Genomic DNA, 19,705 nt, shown 5'->3' with positions numbered 1-19,705 from the left:
AGCGTTGCGCACGCCGAGTGCGGTCAAATCGGCCACGCTCGACAGGGTGGGAAGGTCAGCCGGCCTGAGCCGGCGGGACGGGGCAGAATCTATGTTTCTAACGTTGCTGTTCATAGCGTTGTCCGTTTTCCTCATTGAGCCGTAGCCGGCTCGAACGGCCCTCCCTAGTGTGGTGGGGCCGGGAAGGCTGTTGATGTTGTTAGAGAGCAAATGTGATGACCCGGAGAGCGAGCGCAACCGCAACGGAGAGGAAGCAAAGCGCTCAGCACCCAGAATCGTGACATAAAGAAGTGCCCGACGACCGACCGTCGAGCCCTCCGGGTCAAGTCTTATCGGTCGAACGGAGTCACGCGGTTGTCGTCAGCGGAACTCACGTCACCGCCTGGCCGGCGAACGCCCTTAGGCAAATCCGGCCGATGCGTCTCAGCTCGACAGCGAAGGCAGAGCCGGCCACCATCGGGCACCGGCTCAACGCAAGCCTCATATCGGCACAGACGATTCATGGCGACTCCTAGATTCCTGGCCCTGAGTTCAACGGTGCCGGCCTCGCAGGGCCGACCCGGTAGGGCGGTAAGGGTAAAAGCTCTCAGGGCAACTCAGGCCGATTTCCGATCGGTGATCGCAGTGCCCGTGAACGGATTGCGGTAGTGCCGGCGGCCGGCGTTGAACTCGTGAGTGCCCCACACGCCAACTAGCGCGTCCTCGCGGGACGCCCCGGCTCCGTCCTCGTCGACATAGCCGACGGTTGCCGGCGCTCGCTCCGGGAGAGGCCGGCGCTCCATGCGCTCGACGTAGCTGCGTAGGGCTCGTGCCTCGTCCTCTAGCGAGTCGAACGGGCAGGACAGCTCCGGCGGTGGGTTGGAGCCGGTCACGCAGCCTGCCGGCTAGCGGCCAGGTCATGCACGGCCTGCACGAGGTCATCCCAGCGGTAGGCCGGCCGCATCGGGCCGGACTCGTCGGAGCCGTACGCGACGATCGGAGGCCGGGCGTGCTCGATGGCCTGGCGGACGACAGCCGGCGGAAGCTGAGACTCAAAGCTGAAGTCCAGGCCGGTCATAACCTCGTAGGTCATGCGGCACGTCCGTAGCGAGGATCAGTCGCAGCCTCAGCGGCAAGCCGCTCTAGCTCCGTCACGAGGTAGCACGGACGCTGATCGGCATTCCAGACGACGGGGCGCAGCCGGCCACGAGCGCGCCACGAGTAGACCTGGCCTCGTCGAGCGAGGCCGGCACGCTCCGCAGCCGTGGCGGAGACGACGCGGGTCCCGTAGTCCTCGCCGGCAAACGGCATGTTCGCTAGGTAGAAGTCATCCGACTGGCCGGCTCCGTAGCCGAGCCGGGCCGGATAACCGTTTTCGTCATAGACGGTTTCATCAAGCATGGACATCTTTTCGTTCCAAACTAAGTAATGGGACCTTCACACTCCGCACAAAGGAAGTCATCCGTCAGCTTTCCACAGGACATGCATTGAAGCTGACGCGCAGCGTCGGCCGTGGAGTAGTCGACGAGGTCAGCCGGTCTCAGAGGGCCGGCTTCCCATCCCATGCCATCCGGGGGACGTTGAATGACACTCTTGTCGCCGAGCGTCGATAAGGCTCGGCGAGCCTTATTCAGTCCCATGCCTAGATCACGGACTAGATCAGCCGGGTAGCAAACCCGGCCTGAATCTAGGACATAGGCATAGGTACGGAGTTGCTTAGGATTCAACGGAGGACGGACCGGACGTCCGTCCTCGTCCTGTGACATAGGTGGCATGATGGTAAACAGGAAATCCTTCAACAGGGTTAGTTGCTGGACGGGGGAGGCTTCAGAGCCTCCCACGGATAGACCTTTGTAGTTGATATTGCCGGTGCCTCGTTCATTGCTCCCAAGGGGTCGCTTATCACTCGGCCCCGGCTTATCTATGACATAGTCATAGATACCCTGTGTGCAAACTTGGTGTCCCCCGGAAGAGTGACGCAGCTCGTCACCCCGTAAAGCTTGGGTAGGGGCAGCCTCTTTGCCTGCAAACTTGGGTAGGGGTGTAACTAGTGTGCCGCCGAGCCGGAGCACGGTTGCGGTCTCCCGAAGGTTGCTCTTCTGCGCCCATGCGTGCGTGTAGCGACCCGTCGGATCGTCGGTGACGTCATCGAAGTGACCGGCCTCGACGAGCCGGTCAATCACGGTGCTCGCCCCGCGCTCAGAAACGCCGGCCTCACGAGCCACGTAGCCGCGCGTGGTCAGTACCGCTCCCCGGCCACGCTTGATCATGTTCCGGAGGATCACGACGGCTACAGTGAAGTTGTGATCCGGCTTCTCGCCGGGTCCCTGCATTGTGCCGTTCAGAACGGCAATCATTCGATCGTACATTTGGCAATGTCTCTCTGTGGCGGCTACGTCTACGCAACGTCGGCATCCGCCCATAGCCGTAGGGCGGAGTGCCGGGTACCTTCAAGATTCATATTAAGCGCGTCTAACAACATACGTGCAGGGGCCTATTATATCATGGGGTCCGGGAAAGCGGACCCATTTTAGGGCACTTGTTGATCTACGGCTTGCTCAATCGGCCTAACGCTCCCACGAATGTTGCTGGTCAGCATTAGTGCGAAAATAGTTAAGTGCTTTCCGACACACATGCTAATTGGAACTTCGTTCCTGCGCTTCGTCTGTCAGACGAGCTAGCGTTCCTTTCGCGGCCATGGCAGTTCCGTTCACCGGAACCTTGTTCTCGCCGTGGCGTGGCCCCACTCGCTCACTCGTGACCCCAGTCCTCAACCACGTCCAAGGTTGTGGATTAGGTGAACCTCTACGCCCGGCATCGGGGCGACAGAGTGCCGCTCATCAGAGAGCGTCACGCCTTTGGGGGCTCCACGTTTCCAAAATCGGTGTCACTGAAAACTTCTGGCCTGAAGATTCGCTCCACCATGAAGACGCGAGAGTGCCACTCGCGCTCCCGGGTCCTGTTCGTCCACGGGTCCATGCTCACGAAGACGCTGATCTTCTCCCGCCTTCGGCCGTCTCCCATCGGCTCGGCGTATTCCATGAGTGGATCAAACATCCAACCTGGAATTGAGAAGCTGACTTGGCCACCTTTGGGCTCTACGCGGGTAGGGAACTTATCCTCGGCGACATTGGTACCCCCGCCGCCACGCTTCCCTCCCTCCACGAAGGCTGCGTGATTCAAAGACACCGCTTCGGATGATCTATTCTCCACGGTTACCAGCACTTCGCCAGTTTCCGCTGGTTGTTTGCGTATTTCTTCGTCGTCGCTGAAGAGATGTTGAAGATCCGTGATCGGCTCGGCGGTCACGACGAAATAGGGCTGGGCTTCTCTGCGCTCTTGTTCGCGCCAGGTGCCGGCACGCACGTAGGCGGCGATCGCAAAGCTGACACTTACAAGGGAGATGAGGAGCGCGAGCCATGGAAGGAGTGCGACCAGCCACGGCGGGATCATGGTTGGGAGGTTAGCGAAGGCGTGACCCATCGGCTCGCCACTCCGCTACAACGCGATACGGCGAGGACGAGGCCGGGTCACCGGGCCGGCCGGCGTGCGCGAGGTGATCGTGCCGGTAGACCCAAACAGCGAACCCTCGTGCGGCCAACTCCTCAGCGAGGGCCACGGCAGCCGCGTAGTCGTCGCTCTCCCGCGTCTGTAGTTCGTCGCGGGTGGGTGCGGCTAGCGAACCCTCGAACAGACGGGCATGGAGGTGATAGGTCGCCACCTCACCGCCCCCACAGACGCCGGAGACGGGCGATCAGCGTGACCCGTCGGCGGGTGTCCCCGCGCATCGTCCATTGACCGGGTGAGCGGCCGAGACGGTGCCGGCTCGGAGCCGGCAGAGAGGTAGAGGACACCCAGCGAGACTAGGTCAAGCCAGTCAATTCAGCCAAATCGGCAAGTGCTGTCAGGTCAGCCACGCACGGCCTAGTGAGCCAACTCAGCCACTACCGTCCGCCGCGTGGCGCCCAACTACCTGACGACCGCGCAGGCGGCCCGTGAGGTGGGCATGTCCTCGCGGACCCTCGCCCGGTACGCGGCCAACGGGGTGCTCGTGCCGGCAACAGTGCTGCCCTCCGGTCACCGTCGATGGGACTTGGGCGAGCTTCGCCGGCAGCTCGACGAGCTACAGCGGCGCGGCGAGGACGGCGACAGCTAGCGGGTCGTGGCCGCAAATGCTGTAGAGCATGCGAAAGCGCGTTTTTTTTGAGGCGGCTTGTCGTCCATCGCGAGGGCAACCGCGAACGACGCCACCACGCCAACCGTGTAGGCGGTGAGCTGTATGTGCGTGGGGTGCTCATGGAAGCCCGCGACCATCGTGGCGGCGTTGACGACCGGGAAGCCGACGAAGCGCACCGTGCTTCGCCACCCGTCACGCCGCCGCTGCATGGCAGTCACCGTACCACGGCCGCAGTGGTCCGGCGGGTCGCTGACCTGCGGAAACATGCTCTAGAGCATAGCCAGGCAAGGTCATCAGCGGCGGGTGCACTAAGTTTTCGTGGAGGACGCCGAGGAGCTGCGCCCGCAGCTTCCGCCCTCCTGGGGCAGGATTACGTGATTGGGTGTGACGACCTCTCCTGCTCCCGCCACGCCGACGATGCTCGTCAGGCCCAAGACTCCGGCCGGGTCATGCCACCGGGAAGCTTGGTGTTCGAGTCGTCGTGTGCGGAGGCGATCTGAGCCTGAGTCCGCCCCTCGGCGTTGTTCAAGTTGGTGTTCGACCCGCGCCGGCTCAGACGACGGTGGTTCGACGACCTGGCGCTGTCCTGACAAGTCCTTCGCTGCTCAGCGTCGCAACGGCTCGTTGAGCAGTTCCGACGGATACGGCGGAGGAGAGGGCGAGATCTGCCACGGGCGGCAACTCGCTTCCGCTGGAGAGTTCGCCAGTGCGTATCCGATTCCGTAGTGCTGCCGCTACCTCTTCGTAGGGCGCTCGAGGCCCTCGAGCTGAGGCCCGCGGCTGCGGGACGATCGATCCCATGGCGGCGGCGGCTCGCTTGTCCGCTTCGGCCACCCAAGCGGCGTACACCTTCAGCGTCGTCGCGCCGCCGTCCCCGTGACCCAAGCGGCCAGCGACGGTGCGGATGTCGACGCCGGCGGCGATTAGCTCAGTGGCGGAGTAATGGCGCAGGGAGTGCAGCCGCGTGCTGCGGAGACGGAGCCGCTCGGCAAGACGCCGGTAGCGCTGGGTCGCTGTCGCCGGCCGCAACGGTCGCGAGCCATCTGGTGTCAGGGAGAAGACGAAGCCGTCGTTGAGGAGTTCCACGCCGAGCTTCGCGCAGAGCTCGACCCGCTGCTCCCGGTGTGCGCGAAGCATCTCGACGGCCTTCTCATCGATCGCGAGCCGTCGACCCTGATGCGTCTTGGTGTCCTTCTCCCGTCGACCGTTGGTGGCCCTCGTGACGGAGAGGACCTTCCGCGTCAGGTCGAGGTCCGACCACCGCAGCGCACACATCTCCCCGCGGCGCGTGCCCGTGACCATGGTCAGCCAGAGGAACAGGCACCACTCGGGATCCGACGCCGCCTCGTTCAGCAACGCCGCGGCCTCCTCGGTCGACGGAGGGTCGGGATCGTGCCGCTCGAAGGCCGGCGGGCGGGCGATTTCGGCCTCGTTGACGCCAAGGTGTCGCCACCGGACCCCGAGGCCGAGCGCTGCACGCACGACGAAGTGGAGCTTGCGCACGGTGTTGGCCGCGAGCGGCCGGCAGACGTGGCCAGGCCTGGCTCTGCCCGAGCACAACTCGCGGCACCTGCGAAGCCGCGCGTAGAAGAGCTCGAGGACCTCTGCGTCGAGCTTCCCGGCGGGCATCGTGCCGAAGGTCGGGCGGAGGTAGATGCGGATCAGCTCCGCGTACCTCTCCGCGGTGCTCTCGTGGTGGTGGGAGACCTCCATCCACTGGTCGAGGAGCGCGCCCAAGGTGGTGTTCGTCCGGGGGTGGCGCTTCTCATCGACCTTGGTCTGGAGCCGCGCGAGAGCGGCTTGCGCCTCCTTGCGGGTGGGAGCGGACTCCCGTAGGTAGCGCTCCTTGCCGGTGAGTGGGTCGAGGCCGGCGTAGATCACCGCGCGGTAGGAGCCGCTCGAACGCTGCTCGACGTACCCCCGGCTTCGGCTCTTGGTGGCGCCCACGGGAAGGAGGTTAGGCCGATTTCATCCCCCGAGTCCCTCCCATTACGGGGTGAGCGTTGGGGTCGAACGGTGAACGTGCAGGTCAGGCCCGGCGCCCCCGGCAGGATTCGAACCTGCGACACCCGCTTTAGGAGAGCGGTGCTCTATCCCCTGAGCTACGGGGGCCCGGACGCAGCGTAGCTGCACGTTCGTGATCACTGGTCGCCTCCTCGGCGTCGCGGGTGTGCTCCTGGTTCACACGCGGCGTCGTCGGAGCGGTCGGACAGCTCGTCCCGCCCGTCGGGAACAGGGGCCTTCCAGGTCCAGGGTCATCGTCGCGGTCTCCGGGACGAGCATCAGCTGCAGGACCGTGACGTCCGCGCCGGACGCGATCGCCAGCGACGCTGTCAGTCCGGTGGGGGCGGGGGCGTGGGGCCGGTCTTCTGGACCTCGTCGGTCTCGCGCCGCCGCGGCAGTCCTCGAACAGGGATGTCGGGGATCGCGCCCTGGGGCTCGGTGCCGTGGGCGCTCACGGCGTTGCCGTAGCGCACGGCCGGGGGTGCGGCACTGATCCCGTGCGCGAGCACGCTGATGAGCACGGTCATCCCGATGGCCAGGACGGCCGGGTCCGCCCGCGGGCCGAGCTCCTCCACGGCGAGCAGGGCGAACACCAGGGACGCCAGGCCACGGGGGCCGAACCAGCCCACGAACAGCACGGTCCGTCGATCGAGGCCGGTGCCGATCAAGGCGAGGGCGACGGGCAGCATGCGCACCAGGGTGAGGCTGAGTACCGCGTACACGACGACGATCAGATCCGGGCCTCTGAGCATGATGGGTACCGCGATGAAGCCGAACGCCATCCACACGAGCAGGGACACCAGGCCGCTGGCCTGCTCGAGGAACACGGTCTCCGCGCGCTCCCGCCGGCCCGCCGCAGCGCCGAAGGCCAGCCCGCCGCAGAAGGCGGCGACGAACCCGTTCCCGCCGACGGCGACGGCGCCCAGGTAGCAGCCGATGGCGAGCGCGAGGACGGCGATACCCGCGAAATCCTCGGCGGACCATCCCCTGCGACGCGCCCACCTCAGCAGGGCGCCGCCGCCGAACCCCAGAGCCACGCCCACGACCACGCCGATGGCCAGCTCCGCCACCGCCATGCCCACACCGCCCGCCCCGGCGAGTCCCTCGGCGGACGCTGCCCCGGCGATCGCCGCCACGACGAGGGGGGTCACGATGCCGTCGTTGAGGCCGCTCTCCACCGTGATGAGCCGGCGGACGCGCGCCGGCACCGCGCGGTTCGTCACGACCGGCACGCCCAGCGCAGCGTCGGTGGGCGCGAGCGCCGCGGCGACGAGCAGGGCGAGCCACACGTCGAGCCCCGGAACGAGCCAGAGCGCCAGCACCCACCCGAGGGCGACCGAGAGCGGCAGGCCGATCCCGAGCAATCGCACGTCACGGCCCATGTCGCGACGGAGGTCGGAGACCCGGACCCGCGCCGCGTCGCAGAAGAGCACCCAGACGAGAGTGAGCTCGACCAGAGGCTTGAGGCGCTCGGGAGCAGTGAACGGGTCGACCAGCCCCAGCACGGCGATGATCGAGCCGATGGCGACGAAGACGATCGGGGCCGTCACGTCCGCCCGCTGGAGGCGCGCGGACACGAGCCCCCACGCGAAGATCGTGGCGGTGACCACCAGGATCGCGGTGGTCACGGGCACCGCGGTCGACCGTCGTTCCCGCGAGCGCGGTCGACGCGCGGCACGTCGGCCCACGCACCGGGAGCGGACCCACGTCCGCGGCGCAGAGTGCCTCCGGGCGCGGGCGATACCGCACATCGCGCGTCGTCGAGCATCGTCGAGTCCTCTCGCCGACCAGGCCGGGTCGCGCACCTCCCGCCACCGTGCAGGAGAGGGCAGCGGGGTGCCTCACCCGAGAGGGATGAGCGCACGTCCGCCGCGACGAGGTGGGGCGGACGCGACACCTCGGCGAGGGGGACCTCCGGTGGTGCCGGCCCGGGGCACCCACCGTGGGGTGCCGGTGTCGGACGGCGCAGCGGCGTCGTCGTCCTCACCCTGCCGTAGATGTCGCGAGCAAGCGCTTGCTGCCTCAGACGGGCCGCGACACACACCGGTAGTGAGGTGGATCCCAGGGCGGGACACGTGCACCCTGGTCTCTCGTGGCCGACTCACCGAACGGCGCCCAGCCTCCGGGCGAGCAGGACGACAGCGGCGCCCCCGCCCAGGTGCACCTCGACGACATCTACGACAGCGCCGCGCTCGCCGTCTTCCGGACCGCCGAGTGGATCCCGCCGGCGTACCGGCAGGCCTACCTCGAGGGCGCCGCGAGCGTGCTCGGCTACGACGCACTCGTGGAGAACTGAGCCCGCCGCGCCCCGGCCCGTTCCGCGCCGATCCCCGCGAGGACGACGGCCGCGACGCCGGCCGCCGCGGCCGGTGACGGTGTCTGGCTCAGGAAGAGCACGCCGACGCCGAGGGCGATGGCGGGCTCGAGGCACATCAGCGTGCCGAAGGCGGCGGTGGTCAGCCGGCGCAGGGCCAGGAGCTCGAGGCTGAAGGGCACGACGGGGAGCATCACGGCGATCCCGAGGCCCGCGAGCAGCACGGACAGGTCCAGCGCTCCGGTCTCGATCGAACCCACCAGGCTCGGCCCGGCGACGATGGTGGCGACCAACCCGGCCACCGGCATCGACACCCCGAGCCCCGTCAGGCCGGCGACCTGGTCGCCCACGCGCCGGGTCAGCAGGATGTAGCCCGCCCAGCAGGCCGCGGCGGCGAGGGCGAAGGCGACGCCGGCCGGGTCGAGGCCGCTCTGCCAGGGGTTGGTCAGCAGGAGGACGCCGAGCGCGGCGAGCAGGGCCCAGCCGCGCGCCCGTCCGCGGCCGCGGAGCAGCGCCACTCCGAGCGGGCCGAGGAACTCCAGCGCCGCCGCCGTGCCCAGCGGGATACGGGCGAGCGCTTCGGTGAACAGGATCGTCAGGCCGGCGGTCACGGTGCCGAGCGCGGCGGCGGCCGCGACCCCGGACCGGGTGAACGCCGACGGCCGAGGACGCGCGATCACGGCGAGCAGGAGCCCGGCCCAGAGCAGGCGCAGCGCGGCGGTGCCCGTCGACCCGATCCGGTCGAAGAGGCCGACGGAGGCGGCGAGCCCGACCTGGACGCACAGCATCGAGCCCGTCGCCATGAGAGCGCCGGTGCGGGGCGAGGACGGGAGGACGAGCGGAGAGGTCGGGGCGGCCACGACGACCAGTGAAAGCGAGTCGATCGTTCGCGTCCACGTGAGGATCGTGGACACAACGTCCGCAGGTCACGGACGATGGCGGATGTGGACACCCGCCGCCTGCCCTACCTCGTCGAGTTCGCGCGGCACGGCTCGATGCGGGTGGTGGCGGAGATGCTGGGCACGAGCACGTCGGTGGTCTCGCAGCAGATCGCGGCGCTGGCGCGGGAGGTCGGCGCGGCCCTGGTGGAGCCGGCAGGACGCCGGTCTCGGCTCACCCCGGAAGGTCGCCGTCTGGCCGAGCACGCCCGCTCGATCCTCGCCGCGGTCGAGACCGCCGAGCTCGATCTCGACCCGGACGCCGAGCCCCACGGCGTCGTCCGCGTGGCCGGGTTCGCGACGGCGGTCCGGCGGGGGGTGGTCCCGACCGTCACAGCCCTGGCCGTGACCCACCCGCAGGTGGCGCTGACGATCCGCGAGTACGAGCCGGCCGAGGCGCACGCGATGCTCGCCGCCGACGAGATCGACCTCGCCCTGACCTACGACTACGACCTTGCTCCCACCGCGCTCGACCCCGATCTGACCGCGATCCCGCTGTGGTCGGCGGACTGGGGGCTCGCGGTCCCGAGCGCGGAGGTGCCGCCCGCCGCCGGCGCCCTCGACGCCCTCGAGGTGGTCGCGGCGTTCGCCCACCGGGACTGGATCGGCAACTCCCGCAACCGGGCCGACGAACAGGTGCTGCGCACCCTCGCCTCGATGGCCGGCGTGGCGCCGCGCCTCGCCCACGAGGCGGACAGTCTCGAGCTCGTCGAGGACCTCATCCTCGCCGGGCTCGGCGTCGGTCTCCTGCCGCGCGACCGTCGTCCCCGGCCCGGCGTCGAGGTCCTCGCGCTGACCGGACCCGGCGTCCGGTTGCGCGCCTACGCGGTGACCCGCCGCGGACGCGCCGGCTGGCCCGCACTGGCCCTGGTCCTCGACCGGATCGTGCGTCGAGCCGACGACGGGTGAGCCGCGTGTCCGCCACTCCTGCGAAGGCTGGACCAATCCACGGCGCTGCGCGAGGCTGTCCGGACACACCTCGGCTCGGACCCCGCCGAACGGCACGACACGCGCGCCCCAGGGCGCGGTGAACGCTCGTCGAGGGGGTCCGGCTCGTTCCGTGTACGCACACACTCCGCGCACGCTCGTCCTCGCCGGCCCGCTCGACGCGGCCGGGACGAACAGCCTCCTGGACTACTGCCGGCTGCTGTACGGGAGCGGGCAGACCAGGCTCCACATCGACATGGCCGGCGTGACCGAGTGTCACAGGGCCGCCCTCGACGGTCTTCAGGCCCTCTCCACGGGGGCCACCGGTCTCGCGGTCTCGCTGGCCGGGGCGCATCCCGGCCAGTTCACGGCCCTGCTGAGCACGGCCGCGCCGTCCGATGCCGAGGACCTCGGCGACTCCGTGCGTGCACTCTGCTGTGCACCGGCCGACCCGGAGATCGCGGCCGGCACCTTCCCCGGAAGTGAGCGATGAGCACCTCCCAGCACGCCGAACCCCACGTCAACGCCGAGCCCGGCGTATCGGCCACCGCGCGCCTCCGGGGCGCCGCCCGCGCGGTCCTGCACTGGACCGACGAAGGGGGCGCGGACGACCCGGACGTCGCGCGCGTCGGCCGGATCCGCCACGAGGCCGCGGTCCTCGTGGACCTCGGCGACGGCGCGCCCACCCCGTCCGCCTCGATCCGCTCCTACGCGTCGAGCCTGCGGGACGACCTCATCGAGATCGGCACCGAGCGGTCGCTGAGCCTCGTGCTCCGGATCGACGACGCCCTGGGTGTCGCCGAGCGCAGGGACTGTGGGCGCCCGACCCGTTTCGGCACCGGGACGGATCGGGAAATGCCCGTCGGCCGTCGGCCGACGCCCGACGGTCGGGGCGGCCTCGCCGAGGGTTGAGCAGACAGCACCGGCGGGGCCGTCACCGCTCACGCGACGTCTCGCCTCGTGTCGTCCCGACGGGGCCCGACGGGTCAGAACAGCTCGCGCGAGTACGAGCCCACCGACTCCGCGTCCGAGGGCACACGCGACGACGGGACGGCGGACGGGGCCACCTCGGCGACGCGGCGCGAGCGCTCGGCGGCCTCGAGGACGGCGCCGTGGAAGCGGGCCACCTCCGGGCCACCGTCCGACGGCACGTGCCGGGAGCTGCGCTCCGTCGAGCCGACGGGCGTGCTGAGCAGGCTCAGGCCCGGCTCCGGGACGTCCACGGCGGTCACCTCGAGCTGGTGCACCCGGTGGAAGGTCACCTGGGCGTCGGGGTCGGGGCCCTCCCGGTCGGGGTCGCGGTCGGTCACCACGAGGACGTCCGGGGTGAGCAGCAGCTCGACGGTGCGCCGACGCGTGCGGCTGCGGCCGAACCACCGGCCGGACTCGACGACGTCGTCGGTGCGCACCGCGTGCGTGACCTCCGGCAGCGGGTCGCGGACGAGCCCGCGGACCTCGGCCTGCTCCTGGACCAGCGAGATGACGGCCGTCGGGAGGCTGTGCACACCGATGACTCGAGACGACGTGTTGCGGTGGGTCCCCACGACACCCCTCCACTCCGCGGCGGGAGCCGGGGGTTCCATCACCCGGAGGTGCTCGCGACGCCGCACGGGTGAGGTCGGGGTGAATCATGCGCGCGTTACACACGTCACCCGATCCAGCGAACATGCGACCGTGTGCGCATGCGTGACGACTCTCCGGACCGGGATGTGGCGCACGCGGCGGAGCTCGTCGCCCGCGCCCGGCGCGTGACCGTGCTCAGCGGCGCGGGGGTGTCCACCGACTCGGGCATCCCGGACTTCCGCGGGCCGCAGGGCGTGTGGACGCTCAACCCCGCGGCCGAGCGTCTCTCGTCGCTCCAGGCCTACGTCTCCCACCCCGAGGTACGGCGCGAGGCCTGGCGGCAGCGCGCCACCCACCCCGTCTGGACCGCGCGCCCCGGCCCCGCGCACGCGGCGCTGGTCGACCTCGAGCGCTCCGGCCGGCTGCTCGCGCTGCTGACCCAGAACATCGACGAGCTGCACCAGGCGGCCGGGTCGTCGCCCGAGCTCGTCGTCGAGCTGCACGGGACGATGCACTACACCGAGTGCCTGTCCTGCGGTACCCGCGCGCCGATGGCCGACACGCTCGCCCGCGTCGCCGCCGGCGAGGAGGACCCGCCCTGCCGGCACTGCGGCGGCGTCCTCAAATCGGCGACCATCTCGTTCGGCCAGGAGCTCGACGCCGGCGTGCTGATGCGGGCCCGGCGGGCCGCGGTCGACACCGACGTTCTGCTCGCCGTCGGGACGTCGCTGGGCGTGCACCCGGCGGCCGGGGTCGTCGACCTCGCCGCGGCCGCCGGCGCCGCGGTGGTCATCGTCAACGCCGAGCCGACGCCCTACGACGACGTCGCGACCGTGGTGCTGCGCGGCGGTGCCGGCGAGATCCTCCCGCGGCTGGTACCCGGTCCGCCCGACTGATCGTCAGCGCGAGAAGTCGGACAACACACGCTCCAGGGGCGCGGGCTGCACGGCGACGTCACCGCGGAACGGCTGGTCGATCGCGATCGCGACGAACAGGAGCACGCCGATCGTCGCCGCGAGGCTGCCCGTCATGAACAGGTGCAGGGCCGTGCTGCGCAAGCCGAAGATCATCCCGAAGCTGATCGTGACCACGCCGCCGAGGACCAGCGCGACCCACAGGACACCGGGGAGCCCCTGTCCGACAAAGTCGAGGCGCTGCGAGCGGAACGAGAGGACGTCGGCGAAACGGTCGGCCTCGACCGCGACGTACGCCTGCTGGATGGCCGTATCGGCCGGCAGGGTGGCGAGGTGCTCCGCGGTGCGGTCGAGCACCGCCGCGACCGCCGGGGACCCGGGTTCGCCCCGGCTCATCGCCGGCCACTCGTACGCCACCACGGCCGCGGCGTAGTCGCGCACGTCGGCCTGGACGCGCTCACGGACCTCCGGGGGGAACGCGACGGTCTCGCGGTAGAGCCCACGCAGGGCGCTCGCCTCCTGCCCGACGGTGCTCGACGCAGCGCTGAACTGCTGCCACGTGACGACGACGACGAACGCCAGGAGCACGGCGTAGATGACGCCCACGATCGCGATGAGATAGCCCGCGACGTCGTTGTGCTCGCCCTCGGCGAGGTGGGGCCACTGCCGGCGCACGAGCACCTGGATGCCGGTGACCAGCAGCGGGACCACGACCACGAGCAGGACGAACAGCACCCAGATCGGCAGCATGGTCATCGGGGGTCCGGGTCCGCGGCGGACACGCGCGGGAGACTAGCGGGAGCGACCCCCTGTTGGCGCGCGAGGAGCCACGGGCGGACGATCGCATCATGACCTCTGTCGACCTCGCCCAGGTGCCGCAGCGTCTCGCCACCGGTGCCTTCATCCTCAACTCCGGCCTCCAGAAGTGGTCCGGCGACGAGGAGACCGCGGCCGGGCTGCACGGCTTCGCGTCGGGCACCTACCCGTTCCTCAAGGACATGGACCCGCCCACGTTCCTCAAGGCCCTCTCCGTGGGCGAGATGGCCGTCGGCGCCACCCTGCTCGCGCCGTTCGTTCCCGGCCGCCTCGCAGGCGCCGCGCTGACCGGCTTCTCCGCGGGGATGCTCGGGCTCTACCTGCGGACGCCGGGGATGCACGACGGGAACCTGCGTCCGACCCAGCAGGGCACGCCCATCGCCAAGGACATCTGGATGCTGGGCATCGGCGTCGCACTCGTGCTGGGCAACGGCCACCGGCGCGCGGAGAAGAAGGCGGCGAAGAACGCCGAGAAGGCGGTGCGCAAGGCCGAGAAGCGCGCGGCGCAGGCGGAGGCGAAGGTGGAGAAGAAGGCGGCGAGGCTCGCGCGGGACTGACCCGCGGGACGCGGCGTCGAACGCGCCACGAACGAGGTTGGACCCACCGGGATCGGTGACCCCAGCGGTATGGCGGTGGATGTCGTGAGCACGGGCACGGACGAGATCGACGACGGCCTGTTCGGCCCGTCGTCGGTGACGTGGCGGGTCCAGCTGGAGCCCGTGCTGTGGGTCGCGGGGATGCGGGCGCTGCTGCTGCAGTCGTTGCACCCCCGGGTGATGCGCGGGACGTTCCAGAACTCCGCGCTGTTCGACCCGAAGAAGGCCTGGCCGCGCTTCCAGCGCACGGTCGGCTTCGTCGGCACCCGCACCTTCGGCACCCACGACGACGTCGAGGCCGCCGGAGCGCGGGTGCGGCGGATGCACGCGACCTTGAAGGGCCGCGCGCCGGACGGCACGTCGTTCGCCCTCGACGATCCGGAGAACCTGCTCTGGGTGCACAACGCCGAGATCGACTCGTACGTCGACGTGGCCCGCCGGGCCGGGGTGGTCGACGACGCCGAGGCGGACACCTACGTCGCGGAGAGCGTGCGCGCGGCCCAGGTGGTGGGCCTCGACCCCGCGATCGTGCCGGCGTCGCGGGCCGAGCTCGCCACCTACTTCGACCGCGTGCGCCCCGAGCTGGCGCTCACCGACGAGGCGCGTCGTGGCGTGGGCGGCCTGCTCACGCCGCAGCCGAGCGCCCCGACGGGGATCGCGCTCGCGCTCTCCTCCATCGCCGCGATCTCGTTCACGACCCTGCCCCGGTGGGCGCGCCGGATGTACGGCCTCCCGGGTCTGCCGACGACCGACGTCGGCGTGACCCTCGCCCTCAAGGCCCTCCGGACCGCGTCGGACCTGCTCCCCGACATCCCCGCCCCGCCGGAGATCGCCCGCGCCCGGCGCCTGGTGCGCGAGGCCCGCGCCGCGGGGTGACGCGAGACCTCTGGTGTCGGCCTGGGGCCACGCTGACACTGGGCGTCAGCAGATCCCCCATGATCACCGGAGGCACCGTGGCCGCGACCGAGGCGTACATCGTCGACGCCGTCCGCACGCCGGTCGGGACGCGCAAGGGCGCGCTCGCCGACGTGCACCCCGCCGACCTCGGCGCGCACGCGCTGAAGGCCCTCGTGGAGCGCACGGGCATCGACCCGGGCGCCGTCGACGACGTCCTCATGGGCTGCGTGAGCCAGCTGGGCCCGCAGGCCGGGGTCATCGGGCGCACCGCCTGGCTCTCGGCGGGCTTCCCCGAGCACGTGCCCGGGACGACGATCAACCGCGCCTGCGGGTCGTCCCAGCAGGCACTGCACTTCGCCGCGCAGGCGGTGCTCTCGGGCACGCAGGACATGGTGATCGCGGCGGGCGTCGAGAACATGGCGATCGTCCCGATCGACGCCAACGCCGCGGTGCTCGAGCGCATGGGTACCCGGCGCGAGGGCGCCGGGTGGATCGAGCGCTACGGCGAGCAGGAGATCAGCCAGTTCCGCGGGGCGCAGCTGATCGCCGAGAAGTGGGACATCAGCCGGGAGCGCATGGAGGAGTTCGCGGTGGAGAGTCACCGCCGCGCCGCCCGCGCCACCGACGAGGGCCGCTTCACCTCGCAGATCGCGCCGCTCGAGGGGCTCGACCGCGACGAGGGCATCCGGCCCGACGCGAACGTCGAGAGGATGTCGACGCTGCCGCCGCTGCGCGAGGGCTACGCCCTGACCGCCGCCGTCTCCAGCCAGGTCTCGGTCGGCGCCGCCGCGCTGCTCGTCGCGTCCGAGGACGCCGTGCGCACCCACGGGCTGACGCCGGTGGCGAAGGTGACGACGCTGTCGGTGGTGGGCGAGGACCCGGTGCTCATGCTCACCGGCCCCATCCCGGCGACGCGGGACGCACTGCGCCGCGCCGGCCTGACGATCGACGACATCGACCTCGTCGAGTGCAACGAGGCGTTCGCCTCCGTCGTGCTCGCCTGGGCGCACGAGACCGGCGCGGACCTCGAGCGCACGAACGTCAACGGCGGCGCCATCGCCATGGGCCACCCGCTCGGCGCGACGGGCGCGATCCTCGCGACCAAGCTGATCCACGAGCTGCGGCGCACCGGTGGCACCCGCGGGCTGCAGACGATGTGCGAGGGCGGCGGCCAGTCCAACGCGACGATCATCGAGACGGTCTAGTGGAGCTGCGTGATCGCACGGCCGTCGTCACCGGGGCCGGCGGGGGGATCGGGCGGGCGCTCGTCGCCGCGCTCGCCGAGGCCGGCGCCCGCGTGGTGGCCACCGACCGCGACGCCCCGGACGTCGAGGGCGCCGCGGAGTCCCGCGCCCTCGACGTCACCGACGCCGACGCGACCGCCGCGCTGCTGGACGAGGTGGGCCCGGTCGACGTCTACCTCGCGAACGCGGGCGTCGGCGCCGGCACGGACCCCGTCGAGACCCCCGATGCCGTGTGGGACACGGTGCTCGACGTCAACCTGCGCGCCCACATCACCGCCGCGAGACTGCTCCTGCCCGGGTGGCTGGAGCGCGGCGAGGGCTACTTCGTCTCGACGGCGTCGGCGGCCGGGCTGCTGACCCAGATCGGCTCGGCGCCCTACGCGGTGAGCAAGCACGCGGCGGTGGCGTTCGCCGAGTGGCTCTCGGTCACCTACGGTTCGCGCGGTGTCCGCGTCAGCACCGTCTGCCCGATGGGCGTGGCGACGCCGATGCTCGAGACCGACCCGGACGGCATGGGCGCATTGGCCACGGGGACGGTGAAGGCGGCGGGCGAGGTGCTCACGCCCGAGGCCGTCGCCGCGGCCGTCGTCGAGGGGATCGGACGCGAGGAGTTCCTCGTCCTGCCGCACCCCGAGGTGCTCACCTACTTCCGGCGCAAGGGCGAGGACTACGAGCGCTGGCTCGCCGGGATGCGCCGGCTGCAGTCGGCGGTCGGCGGCGGTTAGTCGGGGAGCCCCTCCACGATCCGGATCTCCCGCTCCGCGCCGTCGCCGAGGGCGCGCAGGGCCTCCTGGTAGGCGGGGGAGTGGTACGCGGCCACCGCGGCGTCGGCGTCCGGGAACGCGATGAGCGTGGTGCGCTGCACCGTCCCGGCGCCCTCGAAGACGGCGGCCGCGGGGCCGCGCGCCAGGAAGCGCCCGCCGGCCTGCGTGATCGCGGGCCCGGCGAGTGCGGCGTAGGCCGCGACCTTCTCCTGGTCGTGCACGGCGGTGAAGTAGTTGATCCAGTAGGCGACGGCCATCCGGGGGCTCCTCTTCTGGGCGACAGGAGGGGACGATCCCAGGCCATGGCCGACACCCGCGCTCTGGCCCGCGAGGAGCGGGCGGAGTTCGCCGCGTTCCTCGCGACCCTCACGCCCGAGCAGTGGGACGCCCCGACGCTGTGCACCGCGTGGCGGGTCCGCGACGTCGTCGCGCACGTCATCGGCTACGACCTCGAGGGCATGACCGGCTTCGTGCGGGCCATGGCGGGCGCGGGGCTCTCCCCGGACCGCGCGAACCAGCGCGTGGTCGACGACCTGCGCGACCTCGAACCGTGGGGGTTGCTCGACCTGGTGCGCCGGTACGAGACGCCGGCGGGTCTCCCGTCGCGCTTCGGCGGCCGGATCGCGCTCACCGACGGGGCGATCCACCAGCAGGACATCCGCCGCCCGCTCGGCCTCCCGCGCGAGATCCCGCCCGAACGTCTGCGGGCGGTCCTCGACTTCGCGATGGTCGCACCGCCGGTCCGGGCCTTCGTGCGCACCCGCGGCCTGCGTCTCGTCGCCACCGACCTCGACTGGTCCTCCGGACGCGGCACCGAGGTCCAGGGGCCCGGCGAGGCGCTGCTCATGGCGGCAGCCGGGCGACCCGATGCGCTCGACGAGCTGGAGGGGCCGGGTCTGGGCGTCCTCGCGGGTCGGTGTCGTCCGGTTCGAGGCTGACCGGTTACCGAACGTGACACCGAGTGTCGGTGCAGACGTGACGTCGTGATCTGCGACGATGGCCTCGGTGGCCCGGCGCCGCGTGGTTCGCACTCCGTCGTCGCCGGGCCGCCCTCACTCCCTGTCACTCTTCAGAGTGAACATCTCCGGATGCTCTCACGCGTTGTGTGATCGAGTCGATCCGTCGGTTGCGAACCACGCAAGCTCGGTTGCCCTCGGGGCAACCCTGACCGACGGAGTCGATGTGACCTCACGTCTCGACCAGTCCCCGGCCGCTCGCCCAGCCGGCCCCGGAGCCGGGGAGGCCGAGAAAGGCAGGCCGCGTCCTCGCGGTCATCGCCGGGCTCTTCGCCGCCTACTTCATCGGCCTCGCCATGGGCACGTCGAACTCGACGGTGCAGGCCCAGCCGGTGGCCCAGCCCGCGCCCATCGTCACCACCCGCACGGTCACCGTGCCGGGCCCGACCGTCACCGTTCCCGGTCCGACCGTCACCGTCCCCGGCCCGACGGTGACCGTGCAGGCCTCGCCGCCCGCCTCCACTGCGACGACGCCTTCCGCCGGGACGAGCTTCTCGGCCGGGACCTACGAGGTCGGCACCGACATCCAGCCCGGCACCTACCGGACGAGCGGGTCGGGCTACTGCTACTGGTCGCGGTTGTCGTCCAACGACGGCGAGCTCGGCTCGATCAACGCGAACGGGTTCGCCGAGGGCCCGGGCTCCATGAGTGTCAAGTCGAGCGACGAGTGGATCGAGTTCTCCGGGGACTGCACCTGGACGAAGCGCTGACCCCTCGCCTCGTGCGTGATCTTCTGAGCCCTGGCTCAGGAGATCGCGCACGAGGCCGTTCTAGGCTCGCCTCATGGACGTCCGCCTCTGGTTCGACCCGGTCTGCCCGTTCTGCTGGATGACCAGCAAGTGGCTGCGTCTGGCCGCCACACAGCGGGACCTCGCGATCGAGTGGCGCTTCATCTCGCTGCGGCTGCTCAACGCCGGCGTCGACTACGACGCCCGGTTCCCCCCGGAGTACGAGGCCGGACACACGGCGGGCCTGCGGATGCTCCGGGTCGCGGCACGGGTGCGCAAGGAGCACGGCACGGAGGCGCTCGACCGGCTGCAGGACGCGTTCGGCCAGCACGTCTTCGAGCAGGAGCCGGTACCCGACACCGCGGATGCGCGCGAGCGTCAGGGCTCCGAGGCGTTCGTCGCGGCCGTGCTGGCCACCGCAGGCCTGCCGGCCGCGCTCACCGAGACCCTCGAGGACACCGTGTGGGACGGGGTCGTGCAGGCCGAGACCGACGAGGCCCTCGCACTGACCGGGCGTGACGTCGGCACCCCGATCATCCAGGTCGACCCGCCCGACGGCCTCGCGTTCTTCGGGCCGGTGATCAGCCGGATGCCCACCGAGGAGCAGGCCGGCGAGCTGTGGGACCACGCCGTCGGGCTGGCCCGCTTCCCGGGCTTCGCCGAGCTCAAGCGCAGCCTGCGCGAGCAGCCGCAGCTGCCGTCGTTCGGCGTCTCGACCGACCAGGTCGGCGTCACCGAGGACTGGCACGGCGGGCGCCGCCGCCAGCACCGCTGACGATGGCCTCCGCCACGTGAGTGCTTCGGGTCACCGGGACGACCCAGATCACT

At 70.7% G+C, this 19,705-nt stretch carries 24 protein-coding genes and 1 tRNA gene; 13 read left to right on the top strand and 12 right to left on the bottom strand.

What is annotated here, in order from left to right; genetic code table 11:
- Window positions 1-596 precede the first annotated feature (596 nt).
- From PH189_RS15660 to PH189_RS15645, 4 genes are all read right to left on the bottom strand, one after another.
- On the bottom strand, window positions 597-872 hold the full coding sequence (locus tag PH189_RS15660; RefSeq protein ID WP_274189733.1) for a hypothetical protein: 276 nt from the start codon (window positions 870-872) through the stop codon (window positions 597-599).
- Entirely contained in the window at window positions 869-1,072 is a 204-nt protein-coding gene (locus PH189_RS15655) for a hypothetical protein (RefSeq protein WP_274189732.1), read from the bottom strand. The genes PH189_RS15660 and PH189_RS15655 overlap by 4 nt, the downstream gene beginning before the upstream one ends.
- Window positions 1,069-1,380 carry a hypothetical protein gene (locus PH189_RS15650; protein WP_274189731.1) on the bottom strand — a complete coding sequence of 104 codons (312 nt, stop codon included), beginning with the start codon at window positions 1,378-1,380 and terminating at the stop codon, window positions 1,069-1,071. Before PH189_RS15650 ends, PH189_RS15655 begins: the two co-directional genes overlap by 4 nt.
- 1,449 nt (window positions 1,381-2,829) lie before the next feature.
- The gene (locus PH189_RS15645; protein WP_274189730.1) at window positions 2,830-3,432 is read right to left on the bottom strand and encodes a hypothetical protein; all 603 of its coding nucleotides are present in this window, start codon (window positions 3,430-3,432) and stop codon (window positions 2,830-2,832) included.
- Window positions 3,433-3,937: 505 nt separating this feature from the next.
- Here PH189_RS15645 and PH189_RS15640 point away from each other — a divergent pair.
- Window positions 3,938-4,135, top strand: a complete 198-nt coding sequence (locus PH189_RS15640) for a MerR family transcriptional regulator (RefSeq protein ID WP_274189729.1) — start codon at window positions 3,938-3,940, stop codon at window positions 4,133-4,135.
- Here PH189_RS15640 and PH189_RS15635 read toward each other — a convergent pair.
- The 4 genes from PH189_RS15635 to PH189_RS15620 all read right to left on the bottom strand — a co-directional run bounded on the left by PH189_RS15635 (window position 4,132) and on the right by PH189_RS15620 (window position 7,794).
- On the bottom strand, window positions 4,132-4,422 hold the full coding sequence (locus PH189_RS15635) for a hypothetical protein (RefSeq protein ID WP_274189728.1): 291 nt from the start codon (window positions 4,420-4,422) through the stop codon (window positions 4,132-4,134). The two genes, PH189_RS15640 and PH189_RS15635, sit on opposite strands and share 4 nt — an antisense overlap.
- A 286-nt stretch (window positions 4,423-4,708) precedes the next feature.
- Entirely contained in the window at window positions 4,709-6,103 is a 1,395-nt protein-coding gene (locus PH189_RS15630; RefSeq protein ID WP_274189727.1) for a tyrosine-type recombinase/integrase, read from the bottom strand.
- A 92-nt stretch (window positions 6,104-6,195) separates the two neighbouring features.
- Window positions 6,196-6,268, bottom strand: a tRNA-Arg gene (locus tag PH189_RS15625).
- A 221-nt stretch (window positions 6,269-6,489) separates the two neighbouring features.
- Entirely contained in the window at window positions 6,490-7,794 is a 1,305-nt protein-coding gene (locus PH189_RS15620; RefSeq protein WP_274189726.1) for a cation:proton antiporter domain-containing protein, read from the bottom strand.
- Between the two features lie 458 nt (window positions 7,795-8,252).
- Here PH189_RS15620 and PH189_RS15615 point away from each other — a divergent pair, with 458 nt between their 5' ends.
- Window positions 8,253-8,456, top strand: coding sequence for a hypothetical protein (locus tag PH189_RS15615; protein WP_274189725.1), 204 nt, complete (start codon window positions 8,253-8,255; stop codon window positions 8,454-8,456).
- Here PH189_RS15615 and PH189_RS15610 read toward each other — a convergent pair.
- Complete coding sequence (locus tag PH189_RS15610; RefSeq protein WP_274189724.1) at window positions 8,432-9,334, bottom strand: EamA family transporter; 903 nt, start codon at window positions 9,332-9,334, stop codon at window positions 8,432-8,434. The two genes, PH189_RS15615 and PH189_RS15610, sit on opposite strands and share 25 nt — an antisense overlap.
- A 75-nt stretch (window positions 9,335-9,409) precedes the next feature.
- Here PH189_RS15610 and PH189_RS15605 point away from each other — a divergent pair, with 75 nt between their 5' ends.
- The 3 genes from PH189_RS15605 to PH189_RS15595 all read left to right on the top strand — a co-directional run bounded on the left by PH189_RS15605 (window position 9,410) and on the right by PH189_RS15595 (window position 11,251).
- Complete coding sequence (locus PH189_RS15605; protein ID WP_274189723.1) at window positions 9,410-10,321, top strand: LysR family transcriptional regulator; 912 nt, start codon at window positions 9,410-9,412, stop codon at window positions 10,319-10,321.
- Window positions 10,322-10,472: 151 nt separating this feature from the next.
- The gene (locus PH189_RS15600; RefSeq protein WP_274189722.1) at window positions 10,473-10,832 is read left to right on the top strand and encodes a hypothetical protein; all 360 of its coding nucleotides are present in this window, start codon (window positions 10,473-10,475) and stop codon (window positions 10,830-10,832) included.
- Window positions 10,829-11,251, top strand: a complete 423-nt coding sequence (locus PH189_RS15595; RefSeq protein WP_274189721.1) for a hypothetical protein — start codon at window positions 10,829-10,831, stop codon at window positions 11,249-11,251. The genes PH189_RS15600 and PH189_RS15595 overlap by 4 nt, the downstream gene beginning before the upstream one ends.
- Before the next feature lie 74 nt (window positions 11,252-11,325).
- On the opposite strand, the gene PH189_RS15590 is transcribed toward PH189_RS15595, so the two are convergent.
- A complete protein-coding gene (locus PH189_RS15590) occupies window positions 11,326-11,844 on the bottom strand; it encodes a hypothetical protein (protein ID WP_274189720.1) in 519 nt (172 codons plus the stop codon).
- 177 nt (window positions 11,845-12,021) lie between these two features.
- On the opposite strand from PH189_RS15590, the gene PH189_RS15585 reads away from it, so the two are divergent.
- Window positions 12,022-12,798: an SIR2 family NAD-dependent protein deacylase gene (locus tag PH189_RS15585; protein ID WP_274189719.1), complete on the top strand. Its 777-nt coding sequence runs from the start codon at window positions 12,022-12,024 to the stop codon at window positions 12,796-12,798.
- A gap of 3 nt (window positions 12,799-12,801) precedes the next feature.
- On the opposite strand, the gene PH189_RS15580 is transcribed toward PH189_RS15585, so the two are convergent.
- Entirely contained in the window at window positions 12,802-13,572 is a 771-nt protein-coding gene (locus PH189_RS15580; protein ID WP_274189718.1) for a bestrophin-like domain, read from the bottom strand.
- Between the two features lie 92 nt (window positions 13,573-13,664).
- On the opposite strand from PH189_RS15580, the gene PH189_RS15575 reads away from it, so the two are divergent.
- From PH189_RS15575 to PH189_RS15560, 4 genes are all read left to right on the top strand, one after another.
- Window positions 13,665-14,189, top strand: coding sequence for a hypothetical protein (locus tag PH189_RS15575; RefSeq protein WP_274189717.1), 525 nt, complete (start codon window positions 13,665-13,667; stop codon window positions 14,187-14,189).
- A gap of 84 nt (window positions 14,190-14,273) precedes the next feature.
- Window positions 14,274-15,104, top strand: coding sequence for an oxygenase MpaB family protein (locus PH189_RS15570; protein WP_274189716.1), 831 nt, complete (start codon window positions 14,274-14,276; stop codon window positions 15,102-15,104).
- Window positions 15,105-15,163: 59 nt separating this feature from the next.
- The gene (locus tag PH189_RS15565; RefSeq protein WP_274189715.1) at window positions 15,164-16,330 is read left to right on the top strand and encodes an acetyl-CoA C-acetyltransferase; all 1,167 of its coding nucleotides are present in this window, start codon (window positions 15,164-15,166) and stop codon (window positions 16,328-16,330) included.
- Window positions 16,330-17,094: an SDR family oxidoreductase gene (locus PH189_RS15560; protein WP_274189714.1), complete on the top strand. Its 765-nt coding sequence runs from the start codon at window positions 16,330-16,332 to the stop codon at window positions 17,092-17,094. The genes PH189_RS15565 and PH189_RS15560 overlap by 1 nt, the downstream gene beginning before the upstream one ends.
- On the opposite strand, the gene PH189_RS15555 is transcribed toward PH189_RS15560, so the two are convergent.
- Window positions 17,091-17,390: a DUF1330 domain-containing protein gene (locus tag PH189_RS15555; RefSeq protein WP_274189713.1), complete on the bottom strand. Its 300-nt coding sequence runs from the start codon at window positions 17,388-17,390 to the stop codon at window positions 17,091-17,093. The two genes, PH189_RS15560 and PH189_RS15555, sit on opposite strands and share 4 nt — an antisense overlap.
- 45 nt (window positions 17,391-17,435) lie before the next feature.
- Here PH189_RS15555 and PH189_RS15550 point away from each other — a divergent pair, with 45 nt between their 5' ends.
- The 3 genes from PH189_RS15550 to PH189_RS15540 all read left to right on the top strand — a co-directional run bounded on the left by PH189_RS15550 (window position 17,436) and on the right by PH189_RS15540 (window position 19,652).
- Complete coding sequence (locus PH189_RS15550) at window positions 17,436-18,071, top strand: maleylpyruvate isomerase family mycothiol-dependent enzyme (RefSeq protein WP_274189712.1); 636 nt, start codon at window positions 17,436-17,438, stop codon at window positions 18,069-18,071.
- Between the two features lie 374 nt (window positions 18,072-18,445).
- Window positions 18,446-18,859, top strand: a complete 414-nt coding sequence (locus tag PH189_RS15545) for a superantigen-like protein SSL4 (RefSeq protein ID WP_274189711.1) — start codon at window positions 18,446-18,448, stop codon at window positions 18,857-18,859.
- 73 nt (window positions 18,860-18,932) lie between these two features.
- A complete protein-coding gene (locus tag PH189_RS15540) occupies window positions 18,933-19,652 on the top strand; it encodes a DsbA family protein (RefSeq protein ID WP_274189710.1) in 720 nt (239 codons plus the stop codon).
- Window positions 19,653-19,705 lie beyond the last annotated feature (53 nt).

It is taken from the genome of Actinomycetospora chibensis, from assembly GCF_028737215.1.
Classification (GTDB): domain Bacteria; phylum Actinomycetota; class Actinomycetes; order Mycobacteriales; family Pseudonocardiaceae; genus Actinomycetospora; species Actinomycetospora chibensis.
This window is presented reverse-complemented; position numbering and strand designations above follow the sequence as displayed.

What these genes read in the sequence shown, in the direction of transcription:
- PH189_RS15545 (WP_274189711.1), top strand. Translation starts at nt 18,446, where the DNA reads ATGGGCACGTCGAACTCGACGGTGCAGGCCCAGCCGGTGGCCCAGCCC.
- PH189_RS15645 (WP_274189730.1), bottom strand. Translation starts at nt 3,432, where the DNA reads ATGATCCCGCCGTGGCTGGTCGCACTCCTTCCATGGCTCGCGCTCCTC.
- PH189_RS15540 (WP_274189710.1), top strand. Translation starts at nt 18,933, where the DNA reads ATGGACGTCCGCCTCTGGTTCGACCCGGTCTGCCCGTTCTGCTGGATG.
- PH189_RS15595 (WP_274189721.1), top strand. Translation starts at nt 10,829, where the DNA reads ATGAGCACCTCCCAGCACGCCGAACCCCACGTCAACGCCGAGCCCGGC.
- PH189_RS15565 (WP_274189715.1), top strand. Translation starts at nt 15,164, where the DNA reads ATGATCACCGGAGGCACCGTGGCCGCGACCGAGGCGTACATCGTCGAC.
- PH189_RS15580 (WP_274189718.1), bottom strand. Translation starts at nt 13,572, where the DNA reads ATGACCATGCTGCCGATCTGGGTGCTGTTCGTCCTGCTCGTGGTCGTG.
- PH189_RS15655 (WP_274189732.1), bottom strand. Translation starts at nt 1,072, where the DNA reads ATGACCTACGAGGTTATGACCGGCCTGGACTTCAGCTTTGAGTCTCAG.
- PH189_RS15555 (WP_274189713.1), bottom strand. Translation starts at nt 17,390, where the DNA reads ATGGCCGTCGCCTACTGGATCAACTACTTCACCGCCGTGCACGACCAG.
- PH189_RS15605 (WP_274189723.1), top strand. Translation starts at nt 9,410, where the DNA reads ATGGCGGATGTGGACACCCGCCGCCTGCCCTACCTCGTCGAGTTCGCG.
- PH189_RS15635 (WP_274189728.1), bottom strand. Translation starts at nt 4,422, where the DNA reads ATGTTTCCGCAGGTCAGCGACCCGCCGGACCACTGCGGCCGTGGTACG.
- PH189_RS15575 (WP_274189717.1), top strand. Translation starts at nt 13,665, where the DNA reads ATGACCTCTGTCGACCTCGCCCAGGTGCCGCAGCGTCTCGCCACCGGT.
- PH189_RS15550 (WP_274189712.1), top strand. Translation starts at nt 17,436, where the DNA reads ATGGCCGACACCCGCGCTCTGGCCCGCGAGGAGCGGGCGGAGTTCGCC.
- PH189_RS15650 (WP_274189731.1), bottom strand. Translation starts at nt 1,380, where the DNA reads ATGCTTGATGAAACCGTCTATGACGAAAACGGTTATCCGGCCCGGCTC.
- PH189_RS15585 (WP_274189719.1), top strand. Translation starts at nt 12,022, where the DNA reads ATGCGTGACGACTCTCCGGACCGGGATGTGGCGCACGCGGCGGAGCTC.